Genomic DNA, 24,437 nt, shown 5'->3' with positions numbered 1-24,437 from the left:
TCGCCCCGCGGATCAGTCACCATCCCTGCCGCGCACCATCAACAAGAGCAAAAGCGCCAAGGAAACGCATGAGCAAGCCGTCACGTTTCGACTATGGCTGGGTCGTTGTCGCCGCGGGGGCGCTGATGACCTGCATCGGGTTCGGCACGATGCTGTCGCTGGCGGTGTTCCTGCAGCCGATCTCGGAGGCGATGGGCTGGTCGCGCGCCGGGGTGTCGGCTGCCGCGACGCTGGATTTCCTCTTTATGGGATTCGCCGCATTCCTATGGGGCACGCTGTCGGACCGGTTCGGCACCCGCATCGTGGTGCTCTCGGGAAGCGTTCTGCTGGGACTAGGTCTCGTCACAGCGAGCCAGGCAGCAAGCCTGTGGCAATTCCAGCTTTGCTTCGGCGTGCTGATCGGGATCGCCGTGGGCAGCTTCTACGCACCGATGATGGCGCTCGCGAGCGCCTGGATCGAAAAGAACCGCAGCCTCGCGGTGGCGCTGGTCTCGGCCGGCATGGGCGTGTCCCCGGTGACGGTCGCGCCGGCCGCGAGCTGGCTGATCACGGCCTATGATTGGCGCACCGCGATGCTGACGATCGGCATCGCTTCGTGGGCGCTGTTGATCCCCGCCTGCTTCCTGGTACGTCCGGCGCCGCCAGCCGCGGGCTCCGCAACGACGGACGCGGCGCCAGAGGTCGAGATGGGCGCGGCGCAGGCGCTGCGCACGCCGCAATTCATCGCGCTCGCAGCGGCGCATTTCGCCTGCTGCGCGGCGCATTCCGGCCCGATCTTCCACATGGTGTCCTATGCGATGGTCTGCGGCATCGCTCCGCTCACGGCAGTGACGGTCTATAGCGTCGCCGGCGTCTCAGGCCTCGGCGGACGCCTGCTGCTGGGCGCGCTGGCCGATCGCATCGGCGCGAAACCGGTCCTTGTCGGCGGGCTGTTCGTGCAGGCGATGTGCATTGCGACCTATCTGGCGGTGGCGCAGCTCGGCGAGTTCTACGCGCTCTCGGTCGTGTTCGGCCTCGCCTATGGTGGGGTGATGCCGCTCTATGCGGTGCTGGTCCGCGAGTTCTTCGGCCCGCGCATTATGGGCACGGTGTTCGGTGCCGTGTCGGCCTTCGCCAGCCTCGGCATGGCGCTCGGGCCCTGGGCCGGCGGGATCGTGTTCGATACTTTCCAGCAATACACCTGGCTGCACGCCGGCTCCTTCGCGATCGGGCTTGCGGCGGTCGCGGTGGCGCTGAGTTTTCCGACGCGGCGCAGGCCATCGCTCGATCTTAGCCGCGCGACGGCGTGACACCGGACAGTGGCGAATACCGGATCTGACTTTGCATAAATGTAAGTTTGATGGATTTCGCCTCCCTCGGTCATCCTACTTCCTGCCTTCTGGCACCGATTATCTTCGTGTACCATTGCCCTTGTGATCAGATCGTTCTGGCATCGCGAGAGGCCAAATGAGGCGGCGGACGTTTCTGAGCTTCTTGGGAATGACGGCGATATCGGCGCGCGAAGCCTTGGCCCAAAAGCGCGTTCCGGTCGTGGGATTCGTCGGATTTGCCACGCCGGAAATCGACAATGCGGTGCTCGTTCCGTTCCGGAAGGCGCTGGCCGAGCTGGGTTACGTGGAGGGCCGCACCATCGTCATCGAGGCCCACTCGACGGCCGGCGATGTGTCGCGGGGCCTTGCATTGATCGACGACCTCGTGGCCAGACAGGTGGACGTGCTGCTTTCGCCCGGCCCGGCCGCAGCACGCGCGATCATCAGGAAAACCAATATTCCCGTCGTCGCCGTGGCGCTGCCTGCGGTGCAAAGCGACCCTGAATTGTTTCAGAGCCTCGCGCGGCCGGGCGGCAGTCTCACCGGCTTCGCCGCGTTCGGCGAGGAGATGTCGGCCAAGCGCATCGAGATGATCCGGGAGATCCTGCCCTCGCTGAAGCGGATCGGCGTCTTGAACAATGCGACGGACCCGACCTTCAGCGCCTGGGGCGCGCAAACCATCGAGGAAGCACGACGCGCCGGGCTGGAACCGGTGCGCCTCGGACTGACGAGCGCGTCGCCGGCGGCGGTTGCCGAGCAATTCAACGTGCTCGCGGGCGCCGGCAGCAACGCCGTGATTGTCATTCGCGACTACATGACCGCCGCGATGCAGGACGCAATTTGCCGTATCGGCATCGACATGAAGATCGCCGTCATCGGCCAGCAGAAGGAGTTCGCGCATGCCGGCGCTCTGATCAGCTATGGCGCCGACATCGGCGACCTGTTTCGTCGCGCCGCGGGCTATGTTGATCTGATCCTGAAGGGACAAAAGCCGGCAAATATGCCAATCCAGCTGCCAACCAAATTCGAACTGGCCGTCAATCTCAAGACCGCGCGGGCGCTTGGCGTGACGATCCCGCCCACCATCCTCGTGCTGACGGACGACGTGATCGAGTGACGGGTCGTTGAAAATCCGCCGATTGCCGCGCCGTGAGGCGGGCTCAAATCCAGTCATTCGCGAAGCTTCGGCGGAGCAGTTCATGGAATGCAGCATCCGGCCCGCGCTCGACGATGACGCCGCGGCCATCAGCGCGGTCATCTTGCGTGCGCTGCGCGAAACGAATGCGAAGGACTATACGGCGGAGATCATCGCGCGGATCGAGCCCAGCTTCGGCCCGGATGCCGTGCGCCGGCTGATCGGGCAGCGTACCGTTTTCGTCGCCACGATCGGCGGCCGCCTGGTCGGAACGGCAAGCCTCGACGGAAGCGTCGTCCGCACAGTCTTCGTTGCTCCGGACGTTCAGGCCCGCGGGATCGGCAAGCTGCTGATGGCCGAGATCGAGCGCACAGCGCGCGAGCGGAACATTTCGTCCTTGACGGTCCCTTCATCGGTCACTGCAGAGACCTTCTATGCGCGACTGGGGTTCAATGCCGTGCGCGACAGCTATTATGGGGACGAACGCACGATCATCATGGAGCGGGTGCTCATCGAGCGGACCTAGACCTGGTCCACACCATGGCAATCGCCGCGGAGAGCCCGACGCGTGGTGGTAGTTCGAGCTCTTGCGGAACCCATCGCCGACGGACGGGCGCGAGTATCTCGCAGTTCTTGCCAGTTCTGATTAGTAAGCACGAAGCCTGATGGTCCGGTCTCGATCTACCGATACGAGCTGAATTGCGCCAGTTGTGTTCGATGCGCGATTTGTAGCCGCAACGAAAGTCGAGTCGCGCTTCGAAAAGTGGAAATTAGTTTTGCGACATAATCGTAATGACTCCGACGCAAAAAAAGAAAATAGGGTGCAATCAACAAGAATATAATGGGAGGAGCAGATGGATACTGCGGGTCGCCTGCGCGCGATGGCATTATTGTGCCGTCAGACAGCCGCGCGTCATCCGGATCGAGGTTGGAAACTACTCGCGGAAGCTGAATATTGGGAGCACTTGGCCAATGATGCGCCGCTCGAGCATGTCGACCATTGCTCGGTTCGCTCACCGCTTCACCGTGAGCACGCTATGATACAATCGGCCACGGCCGACGCGAGGTGAGAGCGAAACAGAATAATTTGTTAGCTTCTGTGTGCCTAACCTGAAGAGTGCCGCCCACCGCCGATGCGGCACATTGGAATGGGAATGCCGGCCCCGGCTGTTACCCCATCCTGCGGCTGGGGCCGTTTTGAACTTTCGCAGCATCGTTCAAACCCGATCCACAACCATGCTCAGAAGCATCGCTATAGCGCTCTTCGGAAAAGGCATCTTGTCTCGGCTCGATCGAGCGCTCTCCCATGGTCGCAATACTGAGGCTGCGCCCAGCCTTGTGCGGGACATCGGCCGAGGCTTCGGGCTGTAGGGCGCCGTCCACGCGCCTCGTCGATCAGGCAGCGCCTGCCCTACCGGCGACTATTTCTTCAACAATATTCCTTTCGCTCGCGCCATTCGCCTGACTGATCCGGCGTGGCGGCCCAGTTCGGCGGCAATCTTCGATACCCCAATGCCCTGCCGGGCCAGCGTGACCAGCCGTCGAACCTCCTGCTCGGCCCATTGCTTCGGCTTCGGTGTCTTCATGGTGCGACCCCACGACCGCACGACTTAACGACGGCAGCTGACGGTCCGCACTTGGGAAATTTACGGGTGGCGCGCCCGGGCCATTATCCGTCCGAACCTCCAAACGGAAATTGACCGACGCCGCGCTGTCATGCGCCCCGGCCTTTGGCCTCGTTGTTGAGGCAGATCAAGGCTGCTGGCGCCGGGCAAGGCGGAGAGGCCGATGGGCGAAGCGGTACGTTCTTAGATATCGTGGAGGCGAGCGGTCACGCCACCAGCGCGGCGTCCTCGTTGCGGTCGATGCCGCGCTGTGCGGCCAGCAGGCTGACGATCTCCGCATTCGGCCGGGCCTTGCTGAACAGGAAGCCCTGGCCCTCATGGCAGCCTTCGGCGCGGAGGCAGCTGAGCTCGGCTTCGGTCTCGACGCCTTCGGCGGTGATGGTGACGCCAAGGCCCTTGCCGAGGCTGACGATCGAGCGGATGATCGCCTGGGCCTCGCGGTTGGCCGCGAGATCGCGCACGAAGGACTGGTCGATCTTGATCTTGTCGAACGGGAAGCTGCGTAGGTAGCTGAGGCTGGAATAGCCGGTGCCGAAATCGTCCATGGAGATGCGCACGCCGAGCGCGCGCAGCGCATGCAGTGTCGCCAGCACCTGCGCGCTCTTCTCCAGGAGCAGCGTCTCGGTGATCTCGAGCTCGAGCCGGCGCGGCGGCAGGCCGGAATGTTTCAGCGCGTCAGTGACCATCGAGAGCAGATTGCCGCTGCGGAACTGGAGCGGCGACAGGTTGACGGCGACGCGGACGTCGTCGGGCCAGGCCGCGGCGTCGAGGCAGGCCCGGCGCAGCATCAGCCCGCCGAGCGGATTGATCAGGCCGGTGTCTTCGGCGACCGGAATGAACTCGGCCGGCGACACCATGCCGCGCTCGGCATGCGGCCAACGCACCAGCGCCTCGAAGCCGGTGATGCGGCCGCTCGAGAGATCGATCAGGGGCTGGTAGTACGGCCGCAGCACGTCATTCTGGATCGCATCGCGCAGCTCGACCTCGATCTTGCGGCGGCTCTGCGCCTTCGCGTCGAGTGCGGCCTCGAAGAAGGCGAAGCTGCCGCGCGCGTCCAGCTTGGCGCGCGACAGCGCCATGTCGGCGCTCTTGAGCAGCTTTTCAGAATCCTCGCCGTCGCCCGGCGCCATCGCAATGCCGATCGAGGCGCCGATCACCACGGAATGACCGTTGAGCAGATAGGGATCGGCAATGGCCGCAAGGAGGCGCTTGGCCAGCATCACCGCGTCCTCGGGACGCGCCAGCCCGCTCTGCAGAACCGCGAACTCGTCGGAGTTGAGGCGGGCCAGCCCATCCTCGTCACGCAAGGTGGAGCGTAGTCGCTTGGCGACGCCGCGCAGCAGCTTGTCGCCGACCGCATGCCCCAGGGTGTCGTTGACCGCCTTGAAATTGTCGAGCCCTAGTATCAGCAGCGCGACCTTCTCGGAGCCGCGGCGCGTGTGCAGCAGCATCTCGTCCATCTGCTGCCGCAGCAGGTTGCGATTGGGCAGACCGGTCAGCCCGTCATGCTGGGCCATGAAGGCGAGTCGCGCCTCCGCGCGCTTGCGCTCGGTGATGTCCATCAGCGCGAGCAGCACCGCGGGCCGCTCGGCATAAGTCAATTCGCGGGAATAGATCGCAAGGTCGATCAGCGCGCCGTCGGCCTTGACGTGCTTCCAGGTGCGGCCGGCCTGATCCTCGCCGGTCCCATCGACGGTCCAGGGTGGCACGCTTTCGAACGCCTGCAAGGACCGGATCTTCAATCGCTCGAACTCGGCCCGGCTGTAGCCATAATGCGCGACCGCGGCATCGTTGACGCCGAGGATGCGCTCGTCGTCCAGCGCGCAGACGATCATGGGTACGGGATTGCCGTCGAACAGCAGGCGGAACGAGGCCTCGCGCTGCTTGAGCTCGGTGATATCGACGCGCAGGCCGACGACGCCGCCGTCATCGGTCAAGCGCTCGTCGATCAGGATGACGCGGCCGTCCGACAGCTTCTGCTCGTGGCGCGCGCCGGGCTTGTAGAGTTTTTGCAGGCGCTCTGCGATCCAGGCTTCTTCATTGCCGATGGCCTCGGGATAGTCGCCGCGGGCGACGCCGATGCGCAGCGTGTCCTCGAGCCGCGCGCCCTCCTCGAACAGATCGGCGGTCTTGCTGTAGATCTCGGCGTATTTCCTGTTCCAGAGGACGTAGCGGCCTTCGGCGTCGAGAAACACGATGCCCTGCGGCAGGATGTCGATGGCCTGGCGCAGGCGCTCATGCGACTTGCGCGCCTCCGCGATCGCGGCTTCCGCCTCGGCACGGCTGCGCAGGATTTCGTCGTGTTCGGAAAGGGCACGGTGCGCGCACGCGAAGCGCGGCTTGCGCGCCTTTTGGCCGGCGCGGGCAAGCGTGCTTTGCTTTCGCTTTCTTGTTTTTCGAGACCCCAAACTCAACTTCACTCGTCCCAGTCGCGTCCAGCGGTCGCAAGTTTTGAGGCAAGTGTCTGAAAAAAAAGTAATCTTAGCCAGCCGCGGTCCGCGCGCGGCGCGCTTACTGCCTGTTTGCGCGGCGTGGCGGGCGGCGGCAGGCGCCATCAGACTGAGTGCGGCGCCGCAATCAATGAGCGATCTGGCGCAAAATTGCGCGCGCGCCTGAATCGGTTCCGAAATTGCGCGCGATTGCATGCGAACCGCAAAATTTTCTGCGCGCTGCGCACGAATTTTGGTCAATGCAGGATACGGTTATTACACCCTTAAGAAACGGCGGGTCGAGACGCGATTCGGGGCGCGCTGCGATGAGCCGGCGGCGGGCTCGTCGCCTCGTTCTTAACCCTGGTGCAGCATTGGGTTATAAGAGCGTCAGCATGAGTCGCCGCGGCATCACCCTCCTCCTGCTCTCGTTCGTCTGCCTGGGCGCCGGTGGCGCGCTGGCCCAGGACCGTGGCAGCATCAACCCGAAGCCGCTGCCGCCGCTCGCCAATCCCAACGACCCCGATCTCGCCGCCAAGGAATTGTTCGCGCGCAAGCTGCTGCCATCGAAGGGGCCGGCCCACGTCATCGGCTCCTACACCAGGGGCTGCATCGGCGGCGCCGCGCAGATGCCGGTCAACGGCGACAATTGGCAGGTGATGCGGCTGTCGCGCAATCGCAGCTACGGTCATCCCGACATGATCGCGCTGATCAGGCGGCTTGCCGCGAAGGCGCACAAGGACGCAGGCTGGCCCGGCATCCTGGTCGGCGACATCGCCCAGCCGCGCGGCGGGCCGGCGCTGTCAGGCCATGCCAGCCACCAGATCGGTCTCGACGCCGACATCTGGCTGACGCCGATGCCGGACCGCCGGCTCTCGCGCGAGGAGCGCGAGGAAATGTCGGCGGTGATGATGGTGCGCCAGGACCGGCTCGACATCGACCCCAAGGTGTTCACGCCAGGCCACGTCCTGGTGCTGCGCGCCGCGGCGCGAGAGCCCGCCGTGCAGCGCATCTTCGTCAACGCCGCGATCAAGAAGGCGCTGTGCCGCGAGGCCAAGGGCGACCGCGCCTGGCTGTCGAAGATCCGCCCCTGGTGGGGCCATGACTACCACTTCCACATCCGCATGCACTGCCCGGCCGGGGCCGGCGAATGCGAGGGCCAGCCGTCACAGGCCGAGGACGAAGGCTGCAAGCCCGCCGATCTCGCCTACTGGTTCTCCGATGCGGTGCTGCACCCCAAGCCGCCGCCCGAGCCGCCCAAGCCGAAGCCGCCGATGACGCTTGCGCAGATGCCGGCAGCCTGCAAGGCGGTGCTGCATGCAGGGGATGTGAAGCCGTAAGGGCTCGCCCACGGACGTCGTCCCGGGGCGCGAAGCGAGCCCGGGACCCATAACCACAGGGAGTGATACTTGCGCGAAGCAGGTCACTCCGAGTCTTCGCCCAACGCAATCCTGTGGTTATGGATCCCGGGCTCGCGCTACGCGCGCCCCGGGATGACGAACTCGCCGGCCCGATAGAAGCTGGCCGACAAACGGCCGGCTTTGACCTGCGGCCACGGCCTGCTATGTTTGCACTGCGATATCCCCGCCGGCCGTAAGCCGTCGCCAGGGACCGTGGAACAGCGCTTCCGCCCGTCGCATCTGACCAGCCAACGCCAGATTTCGCGCGTGCAACCTTGCGCGCGCGAGCCCGCACGGAGCGCATCCATGTTTCGTCTGTCAGGACTTTTCACCGCCTTCGTCATTCTCGCCGGCACGGCCGTCGCGCCCGCCGCGGCCGAGGACAAGACCATCACCGTGTTCGCCGCCGCCTCGATGAAGAACGCGCTGGACGAGATCGACGCCGCCTACACCGCCAGGACCGGGGTCAAGTTCAGCGTCAGCTATGCCGCTAGCTCGGTGCTGGCCAAGCAGATCGAGCAGGGCGCGCCGGCCGACGTGTTCGTCTCGGCCGACACCGACTGGATGGACTACGCGATCGCCAAGAAGACCATCAACGAGCCTTCCAGAGTGAATCTGCTCGGCAACAGCATCGTGCTGATCGCGCCGAAGGATTCCAAGATCGACAGCGTGACGATCGCGCCAGGTTTCGATCTCGCCAAGCTCGCCGGCGACGGCAGGATCGCGACCGGTGACGTCAGGTCGGTACCGGCAGGCAAATACGCCAAGGCAGCGCTGGAAAAGCTCGGGGCCTGGCAGGCGGCAGAGCCGAAATTCGCCATGGCCGAGAGCGTGCGCGCGGCGCTGACACTGGTCGCCCGCGGCGAGGCCGTGCTCGGCATTGTCTATTCGACCGACGCCAAGATCGAGCCGGGCGTGAAGATCGTCGGCACCTTCCCGGCGGATTCGCATCCTGCGATTATCTATCCGGTCGCGGCGACCAGCATCGCCAAGCCGGAGGCGAACGGCTATCTCGCCTTCCTGCGCACGGCGGCGGCCAAGGCCATCTTGGAAAAATACGGCTTCAAGTTCCTCATCAGCCCCACAACCTGATTGTTGCGACCTGATTCCTGCAAACCTGATTTTGCAACCTGTTTCTGCGACCTGATATGACGGCTTGATGTTCGACATCTCTCCCGCCGAATGGACGGCGATCCTGCTTTCGCTCAGGGTCGCCGTCATTGCCACGCTGGTCGCGACGCCGTTCGGCATTGCGCTGGCGTGGCTGCTCGCGCGGCGTGATTTCTGGGGCAAGTCGGTGCTCGACGCACTCGTGCATCTGCCCCTGGTGCTACCGCCCGTCGTCACCGGTTATCTGCTGCTGCTCAGCTTCGGTCGCAAAGGCCTCATTGGCAGCTTTCTCGCCGACCATCTCGGCATCGTCTTCGCGTTCCGCTGGACCGGTGCTGCGCTCGCCTGCGGCGTGATGGCGTTTCCGCTGCTGGTGCGGCCGATGCGACTGTCGATCGAGGCGATCGACCGCCGGCTTGAGCAGGCTGCGGAGACCCTCGGCGCAGCGCCGTGGAAAGTGTTCTTCACGGTGACGCTGCCGCTGGCGCTGCCGGGCGTGCTCGCCGGCATGGTGCTGGGCTTTGCCAAGGCGATCGGCGAGTTCGGCGCCACCATCACCTTCGTCTCCAACATTCCAGGAGAGACCCAGACGATTTCGTCCGCGATCTATTCGCTGATCCAGACGCCGGACGGCGATGCCGCTGCGGGAAGGCTCGTGATCGTCTCGATCGTGCTCGCGATCGGTGCGCTGATCGCGGCCGAATGGTTCGCCCGCCGCGCCACGCAGCGGCTGCACGGGAATTGACCATGCTGCGCGTCGAGGTCGAAAAACAGCTCGGTGAATTCTCGCTGTCCGCTTCCTTCAGCAGTGAGGGGCGCGTCATCGGGCTGTTCGGCGCCTCGGGCGCCGGCAAGAGCTCGCTGGTCAACATGATCGCCGGCCTGCTGCGGCCTGATCGCGGCACCATCGCGATCGACGGCGAGATCGTCGACGACACCGCGGCCGGCATTCACGTGCCCACTTACCGCCGCCGCATCGGCTACGTGTTCCAGGATGCGCGGCTATTTCCGCATCTGAGCGTGGCGCAGAACCTCGACTACGGACGGCGAATGAACGGGCTTGCGCCCGATCCGGCGCAGCACAAGCGCATCATCGACCTGCTCGACATCGGCGCGCTCAGGGATCGCCGTCCCGGGAAGCTGTCCGGCGGCGAGCGCCAGCGCGTCGCGCTCGGCCGCGCGCTGCTGTCGAAGCCGCGCCTCCTGCTGCTCGACGAGCCGCTCGGCGCGCTCGACGAGGGCCGCAAGCTCGAGATCCTGCCCTACCTGGTGCGACTGCGCGACGAGGCCAATGTGCCGATGGTCTATGTCAGCCACGACGTCGCCGAGCTGCGCCAGCTCGCGACGCAGATCGTGATGCTGAAGCAGGGACGGGTGACGTCGTTCGGCGGGGTGAAGGTGCTGACGTGATCGGGCCAACCCCCGCTACCAGCCGCGGTCGACGTTTCGCACTTCGCCGGTCCGGGCATCCACATCGACCTCGATCCAGCGGCCGGCGCGGTCGCGGCCCTCAATCTGCCATTCGTCGCCGAGGAAGTTCGTGTGCGACACCGTCGCAACGCCAAGATCGGTCGCGACGTCAAGCGCAACCTGCATCGAGATCTGATCGCCGGTGTCGTAGGCCATAGCCGGCGCCGCTGCGCCCAGCACGAGGACAGTCGCGATCGGAAGGGCGAACTTTCGCATTGGCGTACTCCTGTCAGTCCAAAGTTCTATACAGCTTAGAACGAGAGGCAATGCGGAGCGTTCCGGATCCGGATGTCACGAAGCCGCGCAAAACTTCGGCGGTTGCGGCGATTTGGTGGCAGTTCCTCTTCGCAAGTCAAACTCCGGCGACCGAAGTCCAGACATCGGCGAGCTTCTTTCTCACCGCCTGCGCGCGGGTCAGCGGCGGCGGCGTTTCGTCTTCTTCCGGCAGACGCAGGCCGACGACGTTGACGCGGCCGCCGGAGATTGATCGTGCGACCAGCACGATCTCGTCCAGCGGCAGCTCGGCGCCCTCTTTCGGCGCGTGGTCGAGATGGACGTCGAAATAATCTGCCAGGGTCAGCTTGCCGTCGTCCTCGCCGACCTTCACACCGTAGATCGCGGCGAGCTCGGCGAGCGTGTGCTCGCCGGAGACCATGAAGTCGCCGAGCAGATGCGGATCGGGCGCGGTGCTCGGCTGCATGTCGACGAAGAAACGGTCGAGCGCTTCGGCCTTTTCCGGCGGCGCCAGCAGATAGATGTAGTCGCCCGGTGCGATCGGATCGGCCTCCGTCGGCGTCAGGATGTGCTCGTTGCGGATCACCAGTGTCGGCTTGGACCAGGACGGGATCAGGCCGCGACGGAAATACAGGCTCTTGGGCCGCACCGGATAGCCGACCAGCTGCTGCTCGAGCTGGCCGGGCAGATCGAGCTCGACGCGGCGGGGGCCGCGGTCGGCGCGGGGCAGCGCCACGTGCAGCTTGCGCGCGGCCGGCGCCAGGGTCCAGCCTTGCAGCAGAAGCGAGATGATGACGACGACAAAGGCCACGTCGAAATAGAGATAGGCCTTGGGCAGCCCGACCAGCATCGGGATCGAGGCCAGGAAGATCGCGACCGCACCGCGGAGTCCGGTCCAGGCGATGAAGATCTTCTCACGCCAGTTGAAGCGGAACGGCGACAGGCACACGAACACCGCGAGCGGGCGCGCCACCAGCATCAAGACCAACGCGACGGCGACCGCCGGCAGCACGCTGGAACCCAACCGGCTCGGCGAAACCAGAAGGCCGAGCAGCACGAACATCACGATCTGCGCCAGCCAGGTCGCGGCGTCGAGGAACGTCACCACCGAATTATGCGCGCGGGTCGGCCGGTTGCCGATGATGATGCCGGCAAGATAAACGGCGAGGAAGCCGGAGGCGTGCATGATCTGCGAGCCGCCGAAGATGACGAGCGCGGCCGTGGTCACGAAGGGCGCATGCAGGCCTTGCGGTAGGGCGACCTTGTTGAGCGCGATGACGACGAGGCGGCCGCCGATGACGCCGACGACGGCGCCCAGCACCGCCTCCTGGATGAACTCCATCAGCACATGGCCGGGCGAGCTGGTACCGACCGAGATGTATTCGACCAGCATCAAGGTGAGGAAGATCGCGAAGGGATCGTTGGTGCCGGATTCGGCCTCCAGCGTCGCGCCGACGCGCGGGCGCAGACGCAGGCCCTGGGTGTGCACCAAGAGGAATACAGCGGCCGCGTCGGTCGAGGCCACCACCGCCCCGACCAGCAGCGACTCCGACCAGTTGAGGTCGAGCGCGTATTTGGCGAACGGCGCCGTGACCAGCGCGGTCAGCAGCACGCCTGCGGTCGCGAGCACCACGGACGGCGCAAGCACGGTGCGGATGCTGGCAAAGCGCGTGCGCAGGCCGCCGTCGAACAGGATCAAAGCGAGCGCGACGGAGCCGACCAGATAGGTGGTGCGGACGTCGTCGAACTGGAGCTGACCTGGGCCGGAATCGCCGGCGAGCATGCCGATGATGAGGAAGACGAGCAGCAAGGGCGCGCCGAAGCGCAGCGCAAGCAGGCTGGAGAGGATGCCGGCCATGACGAGGACGGCGCCGAGCAATATGGCGAGACTGACGGAGTCGAGGGAAGCCATCCACCTTCCGGGTAAGAAATCGCTGGAATTTCATCCTTATCGTTGGTGGACTCGCGCGCCAACCCATTTTCGCGCTTCGCGGCAATCTGCCCGTGTTTTACGGCCTTAACGCGCTTCACTTCACGGTGTATCGATGGCCCGGCCGCGTCCTTTGTGGGATTGTCCGGCGCCCTCGAATCAATTCCTCCCCGCTTGCCGACGAGACCCGATGGACATGGACCTCAAAGACTTCATGGAGCTCGTGCAGACCACCGCACGCAGCGTCGGGGCAGAATTCTCCTCACCCTGGTTCTACCTGCAATTCGGCCTCATCCTGGCCGCCGCCGGCATCGCCTATGCCGCGGAGGCCGCCATTCGCAGCCGTGTCGACCTGACCTCGCTGGCGATGCGCTGGCCGCTGCCGCTCCGGCATTTCGTCCGGGTCATGGTCGCCAGCGCCTCGACGGCGGTGTTCACGCTGCTCGTGATCGTCTCGCGCGTGGTGATGTATCACGCGACCTGGCCGAGCCGTTCCTATCTCCTGATGGTCGCAGCCAAGCTTGGTTTCGCATGGCTCGTGATCCGGCTCGTGACCTCGGTGCTGCGCAACGCCTTCATCGTCAAGCTGGTGTCGATCACGGCATGGTTCATCGCCGCGCTCTCCATCGTCGGCCAGCTCGATGCGACGGTCGACCTATTGGATTCCTTTGCGATCGTGCTCGGCGGCCTCAGGCTGACCCCGCTCCTGGCGCTCAAGGCCGGCGCACTGCTGCTGATCGCACTCTGGCTCACCAACATCGCCAGCAATTTCGCCGAGAGCCGGATCAATTCGACCACCGACCTGACGCCATCGGTGCAGGTGCTGCTGGTCAAGATCATCCGCATCGGGCTGCTCACGGTCGCCATCGTGATCGCGCTCGGCGCGGTCGGAATCGACCTGTCGGCGCTCGCGGTGTTCTCCGGCGCGGTCGGCGTCGGCATCGGTATCGGCCTGCAGAAGATCGTCGCCAATTTCATCTCTGGCATCATCCTGCTCGCCGACAAATCGGTGAAGCCCGGCGATCTCGTCACCATCGGCGACAACACCGGCCGCATCAGCGCGATGAAGACGCGCTATATTTCCGTCGCTGCCGGCGACGGGCGCGAATTCCTGGTCCCGAACGAGGATCTGGTGACGCAGAAGGTCGTTAACTGGACCTATACCGACAAGAACACGCTGGTGAAGATCGCCTTCGGCACCAATTACGACGCCGACCCGAAGCTGGTTTGTACGCTCGCCGCCGAGACCGCCGCCGCTCATCCGCGCGCGCAGAAGGGCAAGCCCCCGACCTGTCTCCTGAGCGAGTTCGCGGAAGCCGGGATGAAGTTCTCGCTGACCTTCTGGATCGCCGACCCCGACGGCATGGACAAGGTCAAGAGCGACGTGATGCTGGAGCTGTGGGACGCCTTCAAGCGTGAGGGCATCCGAGTTCCCTATCCCGTCCGCGAAATCCGCATCCGCGGCGGCGCCCTGCCGGTGGAAACCGCCGTGGAAGTGCCGAATTAGGTCACTTTCACCCCCCAAGCAGGCCCTTCGGCTTGCATGAAGCCTGCCAATCATTAGATTGGGGCCTGAAATCAAGCCTTTCCACCGACATCGAGATCAGCCCGAGAAGACCTGACACGCATGAGCTACGTCGACGCCACCGAGACCTCCCTGCGCAAGACCGGACAGATCAAGCTGCACGGGCCTGCCGCCTTTGCCGGCATGCGCAAGGCGGGCGCGCTGGTGGCCAGGTGCCTGGACGAGCTCACCGACATCGTCGGGCCGGGCGTGCCGACCTCCAGAATCGACGAATTCGTCCGCGACTTCGCCTTCAGCCATGGTGCCTATCCGGCGACGCTGATGTATCGCGGCTACCGCTACTCGACCTGCACCTCGCTCAACCATGTTGTCTGCCACGGCATGCCCGGCGACCGTCCGCTGAAGGAGGGTGACATCGTCAACATCGACGTCACCTTCATCGTCGACGGCTGGTATGGCGATTCCAGCCGGATGTATGCGATCGGCCCAATCGCCCGCAAGGCCGAGCGGCTGATCGAGGTGACCTATGAAGCCATGATGCGCGGCATTGCCGCGGTGAAGCCCGGCGCCACCACCGGCGACATCGGCCACGCCATCCAGAGCTTCGTCGAGCCGCAGGGCATGAGCGTGGTGCGCGATTTCTGCGGCCATGGTTTGGGGCGCATGTTCCACGACGAGCCGAACATCATCCATATCGGCCGGCCCGGCGAGGGCGTGCAGCTCAAGCCCGGCATGTTCTTCACCATCGAGCCGATGATCAATCTCGGCAAGCCGCACGTGAAGATCCTGTCCGACGGCTGGACCGCGGTGACCCGCGACCGCTCGCTGTCGGCGCAGTTCGAGCACTCGGTCGGCGTGACGGCGACCGGCGTCGAGATCTTCACGCTATCGGCGCGGCACGGCGAGAAGCAGATCGGGTGAGCCCGGTGCGTCGGCTATTGCTATCGGCGGCCCCCTTTGGCGGGTGGCGATTCTGCCTTTGCGCACCAACGCGTCGAGGACGCGCTTACTGACCTAGGCCCGAGTCCGGGTCTCGGTTGATCGTCCCAGATCTTGCCTTCGCCAGAAGGCCCCCCACAACAGCGCTAAGACGCACGCGACGGGCAACAGGCGGCCGACGTCGAGGTGAAAGCACGTGCATGATAGGAAAAGCATGACCACAATCACGTCGGTTTCGCTGAGTGCGCAGGGAGTCGCACCTTTCCATGATCCGCCTCCGGTGTTCTAATGCAGGCGTCTTGACTGGGCATGGAGATATGGTCATGGCGGGTTCTGTCGAGCGGTGGCGGACGACATGAAGATCTACCTGCCGGACAACGAGCAGGCGCGGCAGCAAGCCCTCGAAACCTATCGCATTCTCGATACGCCGCCGGAGATCGCCTATGATGAACTGGCGGACTTGGCGGCGCAGATCTGCGGCTGCAGCGCCGGGCTGCTGACCTTCCTCGACGACAAGCGACAATGGCTCAAGGCCAAGTGCGGCCTGCCGCCTGACCTTACGCACGTGCCCAAGGAGATCTCGATCTGCCAGGCGACGATCTGCCATGACGATCTCATGTATGTGCCTGACCTCACGAAGGATCCGAGGTTCAGCGATTCGCCGTTGGTCGCCGGCGAGTTCGGGCTGCGCTTCTATTGCGGCATGCCGCTGATCAGCGAGGAGGGATACGCGCTCGGAACGCTGTGCGTCATCGATTTCGAGCCGCGCGAGCTCAGCTTCGAGCAGCAAGAAGCAGTGCGGCGGATCTCGCGTCAGGCCGTGGCTCAGCTCGAGCTCAGACGTAGACTCCGCGAGCGCGACGAGATGCTGGCCGAGCTCGACAAGGCGCGCGCAATGGCGGAGGCGGAGCGGAGCAAATCAGATGCGCTCCTGCTCAACATCCTCCCCCCTGCGATCGCCGAGGAGCTCAAGGCCAACGCGAAGGTGCGGCCGCGCTTCTACCAGTCGGTCAGCATCCTCTTCGTCGATTTCGCCGACTTCACCCGGCACGTCGAGGCGATCGAGCCGGCGCAGGTCGTGCACCAGCTCGACGAGTACTACAGCACGTTCGACGAGATCATTGCGCGCCATCGGCGCGAAAAGATAAAGACCATCGGCGATGCCTATCTCTGTGCCGGCGGCCTGCCCGAGATCAACCGGACGCACGCTGTCGATGCCGCGCTGGCGGCGCTCGAGATTCAGGACCTGCTCGCCAAGGCGAACCGTCAGCGCGAACGGCTGAGGCTGCCGCTCTGGATGGCGCGAATCGGCATCAACACCGGCCCGGTCATCGCTGGCGTCGTCGGAACGCGCAAGTTCAGCTACGATATCTGGGGCAACGCGGTGAACGTCGCCGCGCGTCTGCAGGCGGCCGCCGATCCCGGACGGATCAACATTGCCGAGGCGACCTGGAACGTGGTCAAGCGCGCTTCATCTGCGAACCGCGCGGCAGCATCGAGGTGAAGGGCAAGGGGCCCACCCCGATGTACTTCCTCGATCGTATCAGGCCGGACCTGGCTGCCGATCCCGCAGGCGTCGTGCCCAACGATAGCTTCTGGCGTCACCAGGGCCCATGATCGCCAGCTGAGACGAAGGGCGGGAAAAACGGTCGGCTGATCATCATCCGCTTCATGCCGGAAGCGCACCTATGCAAGGCGCGCGCAATTGACGGTTGCAAAAACCACCATCCCCGGCAATGCTGGCGGCCGATGCCCGCCAAGCCGGACCACGACAAGAGCAGACCTGACGACACGCCGCATTATCTTGGCCATCGCGAGCGGCTGCGCGAGCGCTTCTATAGCGCGGGCGCGGATGCGCTCAGCGATTACGAGCTGCTCGAGATGGCGCTGTTTGCCGCGCTGCCGCGGCGCGACACCAAGCCGCTGGCGAAGACGCTGATCAAGACCTTCGGCTCGTTCGCCGAGGTCGTTCATGCCCCGGTGGCGCGCCTGCGCGAGGTCGACGGGGTCGGCGAGGCCGCGGTCAACCAGCTCAAGCTGATCGCAGCTGCCGCGCATCGCGTCGCCAAGGGCGAGGTCAACAGCCGCAACGCGCTGTCATCCTGGAACGAGGTGATCGCCTATTGCCGCACCAGCATGGCGTTTGCCGACAAGGAGCAATTCCGCCTGCTGTTCCTGGACAAGCGCAACCAGCTGATCGCCGACGAGGTGCAGCAGACCGGCACGGTCGACCACACCCCGGTCTATCCGCGCGAGGTGATCAAGCGCGCGCTGGAACTATCGGCGACCGCGCTGATCCTAGTGCACAACCACCCCTCCGGCGATCCCTCGCCCTCGCAGGCCGACATCCAGATGACCAAGGCGATCATCGACATCGCAAAACCGCTCGGGATTGCCGTGCACGACCACATCATCGTGGGCAAGAGTGGGCATGCGAGCCTGCGCGGAATGCGGTTGATCTAGGCCAATCAGAACGCCTGGTTCTTGGCGGCTTTCAAGTGGTTTTCCGCGGCTGTGATGCCGGCGAATGCCTTCAGCGTCAGGGCGGTCGGTTGCGGCTTCCATTCGGCAACCATTTTCTCGGCCTTCTCGAGCTCAGGCTTGGACAACAGGGAAGCCATCTCGTTCACGTTCTTGGCCGGCGCCACCTTCGAGAGCTTGAAATAGGCATACGACAGGGACAGGTCCCTCGGCGTGCCCTTTCCTGCGGAATATGCGCGGGACAGGCTGAAGAGGGCGCTGGGGAGACCCTGGTCGCCGGCCATCTTCCACCACTTCAGCGCTTCTTCCCTATTCCCTTGCCGGTCATACATGAGAGCGACATCGTGCTGGGCACGCGCGTAGCCGGCCTTGGCGGACACAAGCTTGTACTTCAATGCCTGATCCGGATCCGTTGCGACGACGCCCACGCCTTGCCCGTCATAATAGCAGCCGAGCTTATAGGCTCCGAGCGGATCGTTGGCCGCGGCCGATTTTTGAAACCACTCGAATGCCTGGCTGCGATCCTGCTGTGTGCCGATGCCGTTATTGTGCATCATGCCGACATGATATTGCGCCTCCGCATCTCCGCGATTGGCCAACGCGACCATCGCATTGAAGGTGCGGCTGTCATTCGCGCTGGCGGGCGTCGCGACAAGCAGAAGGCACGAAAAGGCCAGGGCAACGAATTTCATGTCAAAGCCCGATCGAGTTTGAACGATTCCTTGTCTTGGTCTCTCCAGATGCGAGAAAAGTTCGAGCCGGCAATATTCCGGGGTCAAGGCGATTTTTGGCCCATCCGAGTTCGTCCCGTCAGGGCACGACCAAACGCCGCGCGGCCTTAGCGGTCTCGGCCGACGCCCTACTGCCGCAGCATGATCAGGGGATCGGCGGTGTCGGGGACGCGGCGCCATTGCGCGTTGTCGTCGGCCTCGAACTGCCAGGCTTCGCCGGATTTCGACATCAGGATGATCTGGCCGCGCTCGAGGCGCCATTGCGTCGGGTTGAACTGCGCGATCGTGGCGTCGCATCTCGGCTTGAGGAAAACCTGGAAATTGTCCGCATCAGCCTCGGTGTTGGTCAGCGTCAGCCCGCACACCGGCTGGCCGTTGCGGCGCACCATCGACCAATCGCCGATCATCTGGTCCATCGACTTCGCCATCGAGCGCGCGGCGGCGAGATCCTGCAGGATGTAGACGCCCTCGCCCTGGCGCAGGCCCTCGAAGATGCCGGCCTCGACCTCGGTGAAGTCGATCACGGCTTCGCCGGTCGCATCCTGCAGGCGCACGATGTCGAGGCCCCTCACGCTCCAGGCCACGATGTCCTTGGTGAAGGGCAGCGCGGTCTTGCAGGACGGCTCCAGCTCCAGCTTGAAACCCTGGCCTGCGGCGTCAGCCTTCAGCGTGACGACGCAGGTCTTGCTGCGCTCGGTGGTCGAGAGCTCCCACTGTCCTGGCATCTGCTTCTTCAGGCTCGCCGCATCCTGCGCATGCGCGATGCCGATCGCGGCCAAGGAGGCCGCGACGGCGCCGATCGCGGCCAGGCAGGCCGCAACGACATATGCGAGAAGGCGACGAGCGATCATCAGCGTCCCTTGACCGGCGTTTCCGCAACCGGCGTCAGCGGCGCCTTGCCGGCGAACCAGGCCTTGAGATTGTCGACCACGAGCTGGTCCATGGCGTTGCGCGTCACCACCGAGGCCGAGCCGATATGCGGCAGCAGCACGACGTTCTGCATGGTCTTGAGCTCGTCGGGCACGTTCGGCTCGGCCGCGAACACGTCGAGCCCGGCGGCGAGAATGGTGCCGGATTTCAGCGCCTGGATCAGCGCCGGCTCGTCGATCACCGAGCCGCGGGCGACGTTGACCAGCACGCCGCGCGGGCCGAGCGCCTTGAGTACCTCTTCATTGATCATCTTGTTGGTGCTGGCACCGCCGGGCACGATCACAACAAGCGTGTCGACCGCTTTCGCCATCTCGATCAGGTCAGGATAGTGCTTGTACGAGACGTCCTTGGAGGGATTGCGGGAGTGGTAGACCACCGGCACCAGCGAGGCATCTAACCGGCGCGCGATGGCCTGGCCGATCCGGCCCATGCCGACGATGCCGACCTTGCGGTCGCGCAGCGAGCCGACGCTGAGCGGATAGTTCTGGGTCTGCCAGAGCCCGGAGCGGACATAGCGGTCGGCCTTGATGAACTCGCGCAAGGTGGAGATCAGAAGGCCCATCGCGACGTCGGCGACCTCCTCGGTCAAGACGTCGGGCGTGTTGGTCACGATAATGCCGTGCTCGGCCGCATATTTGGCATCGATGTGGTCGTAGCCGACGCCGAAGCTCGCCACCATCTCCAGCTTCGGCAGCTGCGACAGCGAGTCCTTGTCCGCGCGCACGGTGTGGTAGGTCACCGCGACGCCGCGGATCTTGTCGCGCACCGCGGGCGTCAGCCGCTCGAGATCGCCGCGCGTCTCGGCCTTGTGCACGACGAAATGATCGGAAAACCCGTTCTCGAGGATCGGCCGCACCGGCCCATAGATCAGAAGGTCGATCTTTTCGGACGAAATCGAACCGGCAGCCATCAGTTTTCCTTTCCAAGCGCGCTCTCATGCCAGCGCCGTAAAACGAGGTGGGAAACTAGCGCCAGCACCCCATAGATGACAATCCCGGCCAGCGACAACAGAAGCAGCGCGGCGAACATGCGGGGTATGTTCAAGCGATAGCCTGACTCGGCGATCCTGTAGGCGAGCCCGGAGCCGGCGCCGGCCGTTCCGGCCGCGATCTCGGCCACGACCGCGCCGATCAGCGACAGGCCGCCGGCGATGCGCAGGCCGCCGAGGATGTAGGGCAGCGCCGCCGGCAGCTTGAGGAAGCGCAGGGTTTGCGGCTTCGATGCGCCATAGAGCTGGAACAGGCCGGCGAGGTTGCGGTCCACCGAGTTTAGCCCGAGCGTGGTGTTCGACAGCACCGGGAAGAAGGCGACGATGAAGGCGCAGACGACCACCGCGGTCTGCTGCTCCAGATAGATCAGCAAGAGCGGCGCGATCGCGATGACAGGCGTCACCTGCAGCACGATTGCATAGGGGAACAGCGAATATTCCACCCATTTCGACTGGTTGAACAGCAGCGCCAGTGCGATGCCGCCGATGCTGGCGGCGACAAAACCTTCGAGCGTGGTGACAAGCGTGGTCGCCAGCGATTGTGACAGCACCGCCCAGTCCTTGATCAGTGTCAGCACGATGACGGAGGGCGCCGGCAGCACGTAAGGCGGGATCTCCCTGATGCGGACCACGAGTTCCCAGGCAAAGAGGCCGGCTGCGAAGACGATGACGGGCAGCACGAAGCGCATCGCGCGTTGCGCGCCGGACGATTTTGCGGGCACGGGAGCTTGAGCGTTCATAGCGTCGACTGCCCCGAATAGGACGGCGCCAGCGCGGCCGACACGCGTCGGCAATAATCGGAATAGGCCGTCGAGGTGCGAAACTCCTCGCCCCGCGGCTCGACCGTCTCGATGCGGATGTCGGCCTGGATGCGGCCGGGGCGCGCCGTCATGACGACGACGCGCTGCGACAGATAGACGGATTCGAACACCGAATGGGTGACGAAGATGACGGTCTTGCGTAAGCCTCGCCACAGCGCCAGCAGATCGTTGTTGAGGCGGAAGCGCGTGATCTCGTCGAGCGCGGCGAACGGCTCGTCCATCAGGAGGATATCGGGATCGGTGACAAGCGCACGCGCCAGCGACACCCGCATCTTCATGCCGCCGGAGAGCTCGCGCGGAAAGGCATCGGCGAAATCAGCAAGGCCGACGCTGGCCAGCGCCGCGTCGGCACGCGCGCGCCCCTCCGCCTTCGGCACGCCGCCGAGCTTCAGCGGCAGGCGCACGTTCTCGCGGACATTGGCCCAGGGCATCAGGGTCGGCTCCTGAAACACGAAGCCGATGCCGTGACCTGGCTGTGGCACGCCCTCGTGCCGTGCCACTCGCACCGTGCCCGACGACGGCGCGCTGAGCTCGGCGATCAGCCGCAACACCGTCGACTTGCCGCAGCCGGAGGGTCCCAGCAGCGAGATGAACTCGCCCTTGCGGACGGCAAGGTCGAACGGGCCGAGCGCCATCACGCCGTTGTCGTAAGTTTTCGTCACGCCACGCAGGCTGACGGCGAGATGCGTCAGGCTGGCCTCGACGGCGGGCGCGGTTCTGCTCTCTGTCATCACGCGCTGAACATGGCGGGGCACGTCACCTCCCCCCAGCGGGGAGAGGTCGGCGCGCAGCGCCGGGTGAGGGGCCTCAGGTCCAACGAGGGAGCGTTACCCCTCACCCGCACCGCATCTGGCGATGCGATGCGACCTCTCCCTTCGGGAGAGGTGGGCGCCAGCCTCACCGGCGTGCCTGATCTCAACATTTACGGCTTGTTCGGGCGCAGCTCGACGCCGACGCCCTTGTTGACGAAGCGCAGCGTGTAGGATTTGCGGTAGTCGAGATCCGCCTTCACGACCCCGGCCTTGACCATCTTGTTGAAGAAGGAGGCATAGCGCTCGTCGCTCATTGCGCCGATGCCGTTCTTCAAGCTGTCGCCGGAATCGACGATGCCGTGCTCCTTCATCTTGACGACGGAATAGGCCAGGAGATCGTCGGTCATCTCCGGGTTGAGCTGCTTGATCAGGGCGTTGCCGGCGGAATTGTCCCGGTAGAGGTAATTGTACCAGCCGATCATGGAGGCATCGACGAAGCGCTGCACGAGGTCGGGCTTCTTCTCGACGATCTCGCGGCGGGTTTCGATCAGCGTCGAATAGGTGTTGAAGCCGTAATCGGCGAGCAACAGCACATTGGGCTTGAAGCCGGCGGCCTTCTCCACCGCAAACGGCTCGGAGGTCACGTAACCCTGCATCGCGCTCTTCGCGTTGGCGATGAAGGGCTGCGGATTGAAATTATAGGGGCGGACGTTCTTGTCGCTGAAGCCGTATTCGGATTTCAGCCACTGGAAGTAGCTGGTCATGCCTTCCTTGGAGACGAACAGCGTCAGCGGCTTGAGGTCCTCGAGCTTGGCGACCTTGGCATCAGGCTGCGTCAGCATCACCTGCGGATCCTTCTGGAAAATCGCGGCGATGGTGATGACGGGAACGTTGTTGGCGACGGCATCGAACGACATCAGCGTGTTCGCGGCCATGAAGAAATCGATCTTGCCGGCGATCAGCAGCATCCGGTTGTTCTCGTTCGGGCCGCCGGGGACGATGGTGACGTCGAGGCCGTATTTCTTGTAGGTGCCGTCGGCGACCGCCTGGAAGAAGCCGCCATGCTCGGCCTCGGCGACCCAGTTGGTGCCGAAGGTGACCTTGTCCAGCGTTTGGGCGCGCGCCGGCGCAAAGGAGGCGAGAGCGGCCAACAAGCCCGCAATTAACGCTCGCCGCAGATGAAAGGGGGTCATAATGGCACTCCGTCGATCGTGGCTGGCCCAATCGCGTCTGGTCCGGGTGAAGGCAACGCGATAGAACCGCATGACATCAGGGGATGCGAGCCGCCCGGGCCCGCATCCCCTCAAACCGCAAATTACGTGACAAATTCGGGCAAGGAAACCTCGATGACGCCCTCCCGCGACTGGATCGACATCGACTGGGCTGATGCGAGCCCCGGCGAGGTGTCGCGCTGGATCGCGGTTTTGCCGCTGGCGGCAACCGAGCAGCACGGCCCGCATCTGCCGCTGACGACGGACGTGCTGATCGCGGACGCCTACCTCGCACGTGTGCGCGAACTGTTGCCCGCCAGCATTCCGGCGAGCTTCCTCCCGGTCGAACGGGTCGGGATTTCGACCGAACATATCGACTATCCGGGCACGCAGACGCTGCCGACTGAAATCGCGCTGAGGAAATGGGCAGCGATCGGCGCGGACGTTGCACGCCGCGGCGTGAGGAAGCTCGTCATCGTCACCAGCCATGGCGGCAACAGCGCGGCGATGATGCTGGTCGCGCAGGATCTGCGTGCGCATCACAAGCTGTTCGTGGTGACGACGTCGTGGTCACGGCTCTCAGGCGTCGACAAATTGTTCCCGGCCGATGAAGTGCGGCACGGCATTCACGGCGGCGCGGTCGAAACCTCGATCATGCTGGCGCGCTATCCGGATCAGGTGCACAAGGATGCGATCGCCGATTTTCCCGCGAGCAGCATCGCGATCGAGCAGCAGTATCGCTGGCTGTCGACGCAGCGGCCGGCGCCGTTCGCCTGGCAGGCGCAGGATCTCAACACCAGCGGTGCCGTCGGCAACGCGACGCTGGCGCAGCCAGAGAAGGGCGAGCAGCTGCTCGATCAGGGCGCGACGGCGTTCTGCGAGCTGCTGGGTGAGGTCGATAACTTCGACGTGAACAGGCTTGCCAAGGGTCCCCTCGGCTAGGGGGCATCTTCCTGGATTCATTCAGGAAAGATCTATTCTTCGCGAGCGCATTTGCAGTCTTCGAACCGGACGCGAGCAGCCTCCGTCCAACTGGGCACGCGGGCCACAACGGACCGCCTCAACCCCGGATGGAGTTTTCACATGTCGATTAAGACCAAGATTGCCGCCGCAGCTCTCGCTGCTCTCACTGTTGCCGGCAGCATCGCGTCCACCACCAATTCGGCCGAAGCCAAGCAGCCGAAGTGGGTCTGGGGTGTCGGCGCCGGCATCGCTACCGCCGCCGTCGTCGGCTCCGCGATCGCTGCTACCAACGATCCCTATTACCACGGCTATTACCGCTGCGGCTGGGTCGCCCAGTACAACGCCTTCGGCCAGTACATCGGCCGCGTTCGCACCTGCTACTGATCTGAGTATCTGAGGCCGATCTCCACGTGGATCCCGCGTCCGACACGGGCGCCTCATCCACCCCGTGTC

At 64.6% G+C, this 24,437-nt stretch carries 23 protein-coding genes; 13 read left to right on the top strand and 10 right to left on the bottom strand.

Going from position 1 to position 24,437, the window contains the following annotated elements; genetic code table 11:
• Positions 1-68: 68 nt before the first annotated feature.
• The 3 genes from I6F24_RS14975 to I6F24_RS14965 all read left to right on the top strand — a co-directional run bounded on the left by I6F24_RS14975 (position 69) and on the right by I6F24_RS14965 (position 2,971).
• A complete protein-coding gene (locus tag I6F24_RS14975) occupies positions 69-1,289 on the top strand; it encodes an MFS transporter (protein ID WP_225150804.1) in 1,221 nt (406 codons plus the stop codon).
• A gap of 190 nt (positions 1,290-1,479) precedes the next feature.
• Positions 1,480-2,427 carry an ABC transporter substrate-binding protein gene (locus I6F24_RS14970; protein WP_225150802.1) on the top strand — a complete coding sequence of 316 codons (948 nt, stop codon included), beginning with the start codon at positions 1,480-1,482 and terminating at the stop codon, positions 2,425-2,427.
• 82 nt (positions 2,428-2,509) lie between these two features.
• On the top strand, positions 2,510-2,971 hold the full coding sequence (locus I6F24_RS14965; RefSeq protein ID WP_225150800.1) for a GNAT family N-acetyltransferase: 462 nt from the start codon (positions 2,510-2,512) through the stop codon (positions 2,969-2,971).
• An 895-nt stretch (positions 2,972-3,866) separates the two neighbouring features.
• Here I6F24_RS14965 and I6F24_RS14960 read toward each other — a convergent pair.
• Both I6F24_RS14960 and I6F24_RS14955 read right to left on the bottom strand, forming a co-directional pair.
• On the bottom strand, positions 3,867-4,031 hold the full coding sequence (locus I6F24_RS14960) for a helix-turn-helix domain-containing protein (protein ID WP_162130849.1): 165 nt from the start codon (positions 4,029-4,031) through the stop codon (positions 3,867-3,869).
• A 245-nt stretch (positions 4,032-4,276) separates the two neighbouring features.
• Positions 4,277-6,478 carry an EAL domain-containing protein gene (locus I6F24_RS14955; protein ID WP_225150798.1) on the bottom strand — a complete coding sequence of 734 codons (2,202 nt, stop codon included), beginning with the start codon at positions 6,476-6,478 and terminating at the stop codon, positions 4,277-4,279.
• A 416-nt stretch (positions 6,479-6,894) separates the two neighbouring features.
• Here I6F24_RS14955 and mepA point away from each other — a divergent pair, with 416 nt between their 5' ends.
• The 4 genes from mepA to modC all read left to right on the top strand — a co-directional run bounded on the left by mepA (position 6,895) and on the right by modC (position 10,419).
• Entirely contained in the window at positions 6,895-7,839 is a 945-nt protein-coding gene (gene mepA / locus I6F24_RS14950) for a penicillin-insensitive murein endopeptidase (protein ID WP_225147220.1), read from the top strand.
• 366 nt (positions 7,840-8,205) lie between these two features.
• Entirely contained in the window at positions 8,206-8,991 is a 786-nt protein-coding gene (modA, locus tag I6F24_RS14945; RefSeq protein ID WP_225145591.1) for a molybdate ABC transporter substrate-binding protein, read from the top strand.
• A gap of 67 nt (positions 8,992-9,058) precedes the next feature.
• On the top strand, positions 9,059-9,754 hold the full coding sequence (gene modB, locus I6F24_RS14940; RefSeq protein ID WP_225114603.1) for a molybdate ABC transporter permease subunit: 696 nt from the start codon (positions 9,059-9,061) through the stop codon (positions 9,752-9,754).
• Positions 9,755-9,756: 2 nt separating this feature from the next.
• Positions 9,757-10,419 (top strand): molybdenum ABC transporter ATP-binding protein, encoded by a 663-nt coding sequence (gene modC, locus I6F24_RS14935; protein WP_225150795.1) that lies wholly within the window; start codon positions 9,757-9,759, stop codon positions 10,417-10,419.
• A 15-nt stretch (positions 10,420-10,434) separates the two neighbouring features.
• On the opposite strand, the gene I6F24_RS14930 is transcribed toward modC, so the two are convergent.
• A complete protein-coding gene (locus I6F24_RS14930) occupies positions 10,435-10,695 on the bottom strand; it encodes a PepSY domain-containing protein (protein ID WP_036014215.1) in 261 nt (86 codons plus the stop codon).
• Positions 10,696-10,831: 136 nt separating this feature from the next.
• Positions 10,832-12,625, bottom strand: coding sequence for a potassium/proton antiporter (locus tag I6F24_RS14925; RefSeq protein ID WP_036026415.1), 1,794 nt, complete (start codon positions 12,623-12,625; stop codon positions 10,832-10,834).
• 208 nt (positions 12,626-12,833) lie between these two features.
• On the opposite strand from I6F24_RS14925, the gene I6F24_RS14920 reads away from it, so the two are divergent.
• The 4 genes from I6F24_RS14920 (at position 12,834) to radC (ending at position 17,570) form a co-directional block, all read left to right on the top strand.
• Entirely contained in the window at positions 12,834-14,150 is a 1,317-nt protein-coding gene (locus tag I6F24_RS14920) for a mechanosensitive ion channel domain-containing protein (protein ID WP_225145590.1), read from the top strand.
• 120 nt (positions 14,151-14,270) lie between these two features.
• On the top strand, positions 14,271-15,089 hold the full coding sequence (gene map, locus I6F24_RS14915) for a type I methionyl aminopeptidase (protein ID WP_036014218.1): 819 nt from the start codon (positions 14,271-14,273) through the stop codon (positions 15,087-15,089).
• Between the two features lie 373 nt (positions 15,090-15,462).
• A complete protein-coding gene (locus I6F24_RS14910; protein ID WP_225150793.1) occupies positions 15,463-16,611 on the top strand; it encodes an adenylate/guanylate cyclase domain-containing protein in 1,149 nt (382 codons plus the stop codon).
• A gap of 245 nt (positions 16,612-16,856) precedes the next feature.
• A complete protein-coding gene (gene radC / locus I6F24_RS14905) occupies positions 16,857-17,570 on the top strand; it encodes a DNA repair protein RadC (protein WP_225150791.1) in 714 nt (237 codons plus the stop codon).
• Positions 17,571-17,575: 5 nt separating this feature from the next.
• On the opposite strand, the gene I6F24_RS14900 is transcribed toward radC, so the two are convergent.
• The 6 genes from I6F24_RS14900 to I6F24_RS14875 all read right to left on the bottom strand — a co-directional run bounded on the left by I6F24_RS14900 (position 17,576) and on the right by I6F24_RS14875 (position 23,003).
• A complete protein-coding gene (locus I6F24_RS14900; protein WP_225156436.1) occupies positions 17,576-18,280 on the bottom strand; it encodes a tetratricopeptide repeat protein in 705 nt (234 codons plus the stop codon).
• Positions 18,281-18,447: 167 nt separating this feature from the next.
• A complete protein-coding gene (locus I6F24_RS14895) occupies positions 18,448-19,170 on the bottom strand; it encodes an AprI/Inh family metalloprotease inhibitor (protein WP_036014220.1) in 723 nt (240 codons plus the stop codon).
• Positions 19,170-20,159, bottom strand: coding sequence for a 2-hydroxyacid dehydrogenase (locus I6F24_RS14890; RefSeq protein ID WP_057027479.1), 990 nt, complete (start codon positions 20,157-20,159; stop codon positions 19,170-19,172). Before I6F24_RS14890 ends, I6F24_RS14895 begins: the two co-directional genes overlap by 1 nt.
• Positions 20,159-20,977 carry an ABC transporter permease gene (locus I6F24_RS14885; RefSeq protein WP_057027478.1) on the bottom strand — a complete coding sequence of 273 codons (819 nt, stop codon included), beginning with the start codon at positions 20,975-20,977 and terminating at the stop codon, positions 20,159-20,161. The genes I6F24_RS14890 and I6F24_RS14885 overlap by 1 nt, the downstream gene beginning before the upstream one ends.
• A complete protein-coding gene (locus I6F24_RS14880; RefSeq protein ID WP_225150788.1) occupies positions 20,974-21,789 on the bottom strand; it encodes an ABC transporter ATP-binding protein in 816 nt (271 codons plus the stop codon). The genes I6F24_RS14885 and I6F24_RS14880 overlap by 4 nt, the downstream gene beginning before the upstream one ends.
• A gap of 191 nt (positions 21,790-21,980) precedes the next feature.
• Positions 21,981-23,003 (bottom strand): ABC transporter substrate-binding protein, encoded by a 1,023-nt coding sequence (locus tag I6F24_RS14875; RefSeq protein ID WP_225150786.1) that lies wholly within the window; start codon positions 23,001-23,003, stop codon positions 21,981-21,983.
• A gap of 153 nt (positions 23,004-23,156) precedes the next feature.
• Between I6F24_RS14875 and I6F24_RS14870 the strand changes: the two genes are divergently transcribed.
• On the top strand, positions 23,157-23,963 hold the full coding sequence (locus tag I6F24_RS14870; protein ID WP_225156433.1) for a creatininase family protein: 807 nt from the start codon (positions 23,157-23,159) through the stop codon (positions 23,961-23,963).
• Positions 23,964-24,104: 141 nt separating this feature from the next.
• The gene (locus I6F24_RS14865) at positions 24,105-24,368 is read left to right on the top strand and encodes a hypothetical protein (protein ID WP_225150782.1); all 264 of its coding nucleotides are present in this window, start codon (positions 24,105-24,107) and stop codon (positions 24,366-24,368) included.
• Positions 24,369-24,437 lie beyond the last annotated feature (69 nt).

This window comes from Bradyrhizobium sp. BRP23, from assembly GCF_020194135.1.
Taxonomy (GTDB): domain Bacteria; phylum Pseudomonadota; class Alphaproteobacteria; order Rhizobiales; family Xanthobacteraceae; genus Bradyrhizobium; species Bradyrhizobium yuanmingense.
The sequence above is the reverse complement of the archived record's forward strand: the minus strand, read 5'-3'. Positions and strand labels throughout refer to the sequence as shown.

What these genes read in the sequence shown, in the direction of transcription:
- I6F24_RS14975 (WP_225150804.1), top strand. Translation starts at nt 69, where the DNA reads ATGAGCAAGCCGTCACGTTTCGACTATGGCTGGGTCGTTGTCGCCGCG.
- I6F24_RS14970 (WP_225150802.1), top strand. Translation starts at nt 1,480, where the DNA reads ATGACGGCGATATCGGCGCGCGAAGCCTTGGCCCAAAAGCGCGTTCCG.
- I6F24_RS14965 (WP_225150800.1), top strand. Translation starts at nt 2,510, where the DNA reads ATGGAATGCAGCATCCGGCCCGCGCTCGACGATGACGCCGCGGCCATC.
- I6F24_RS14960 (WP_162130849.1), bottom strand. Translation starts at nt 4,031, where the DNA reads ATGAAGACACCGAAGCCGAAGCAATGGGCCGAGCAGGAGGTTCGACGG.
- mepA (WP_225147220.1), top strand. Translation starts at nt 6,895, where the DNA reads ATGAGTCGCCGCGGCATCACCCTCCTCCTGCTCTCGTTCGTCTGCCTG.
- modA (WP_225145591.1), top strand. Translation starts at nt 8,206, where the DNA reads ATGTTTCGTCTGTCAGGACTTTTCACCGCCTTCGTCATTCTCGCCGGC.
- modB (WP_225114603.1), top strand. Translation starts at nt 9,059, where the DNA reads ATGTTCGACATCTCTCCCGCCGAATGGACGGCGATCCTGCTTTCGCTC.
- modC (WP_225150795.1), top strand. Translation starts at nt 9,757, where the DNA reads ATGCTGCGCGTCGAGGTCGAAAAACAGCTCGGTGAATTCTCGCTGTCC.
- I6F24_RS14930 (WP_036014215.1), bottom strand. Translation starts at nt 10,695, where the DNA reads ATGCGAAAGTTCGCCCTTCCGATCGCGACTGTCCTCGTGCTGGGCGCA.
- I6F24_RS14925 (WP_036026415.1), bottom strand. Translation starts at nt 12,625, where the DNA reads ATGGCTTCCCTCGACTCCGTCAGTCTCGCCATATTGCTCGGCGCCGTC.
- I6F24_RS14920 (WP_225145590.1), top strand. Translation starts at nt 12,834, where the DNA reads ATGGACATGGACCTCAAAGACTTCATGGAGCTCGTGCAGACCACCGCA.
- map (WP_036014218.1), top strand. Translation starts at nt 14,271, where the DNA reads ATGAGCTACGTCGACGCCACCGAGACCTCCCTGCGCAAGACCGGACAG.
- I6F24_RS14910 (WP_225150793.1), top strand. Translation starts at nt 15,463, where the DNA reads ATGAAGATCTACCTGCCGGACAACGAGCAGGCGCGGCAGCAAGCCCTC.
- radC (WP_225150791.1), top strand. Translation starts at nt 16,857, where the DNA reads ATGCCCGCCAAGCCGGACCACGACAAGAGCAGACCTGACGACACGCCG.
- I6F24_RS14900 (WP_225156436.1), bottom strand. Translation starts at nt 18,280, where the DNA reads ATGAAATTCGTTGCCCTGGCCTTTTCGTGCCTTCTGCTTGTCGCGACG.
- I6F24_RS14895 (WP_036014220.1), bottom strand. Translation starts at nt 19,170, where the DNA reads ATGATCGCTCGTCGCCTTCTCGCATATGTCGTTGCGGCCTGCCTGGCC.
- I6F24_RS14890 (WP_057027479.1), bottom strand. Translation starts at nt 20,159, where the DNA reads ATGGCTGCCGGTTCGATTTCGTCCGAAAAGATCGACCTTCTGATCTAT.
- I6F24_RS14885 (WP_057027478.1), bottom strand. Translation starts at nt 20,977, where the DNA reads ATGAACGCTCAAGCTCCCGTGCCCGCAAAATCGTCCGGCGCGCAACGC.
- I6F24_RS14880 (WP_225150788.1), bottom strand. Translation starts at nt 21,789, where the DNA reads ATGACAGAGAGCAGAACCGCGCCCGCCGTCGAGGCCAGCCTGACGCAT.
- I6F24_RS14875 (WP_225150786.1), bottom strand. Translation starts at nt 23,003, where the DNA reads ATGACCCCCTTTCATCTGCGGCGAGCGTTAATTGCGGGCTTGTTGGCC.
- I6F24_RS14870 (WP_225156433.1), top strand. Translation starts at nt 23,157, where the DNA reads ATGACGCCCTCCCGCGACTGGATCGACATCGACTGGGCTGATGCGAGC.
- I6F24_RS14865 (WP_225150782.1), top strand. Translation starts at nt 24,105, where the DNA reads ATGTCGATTAAGACCAAGATTGCCGCCGCAGCTCTCGCTGCTCTCACT.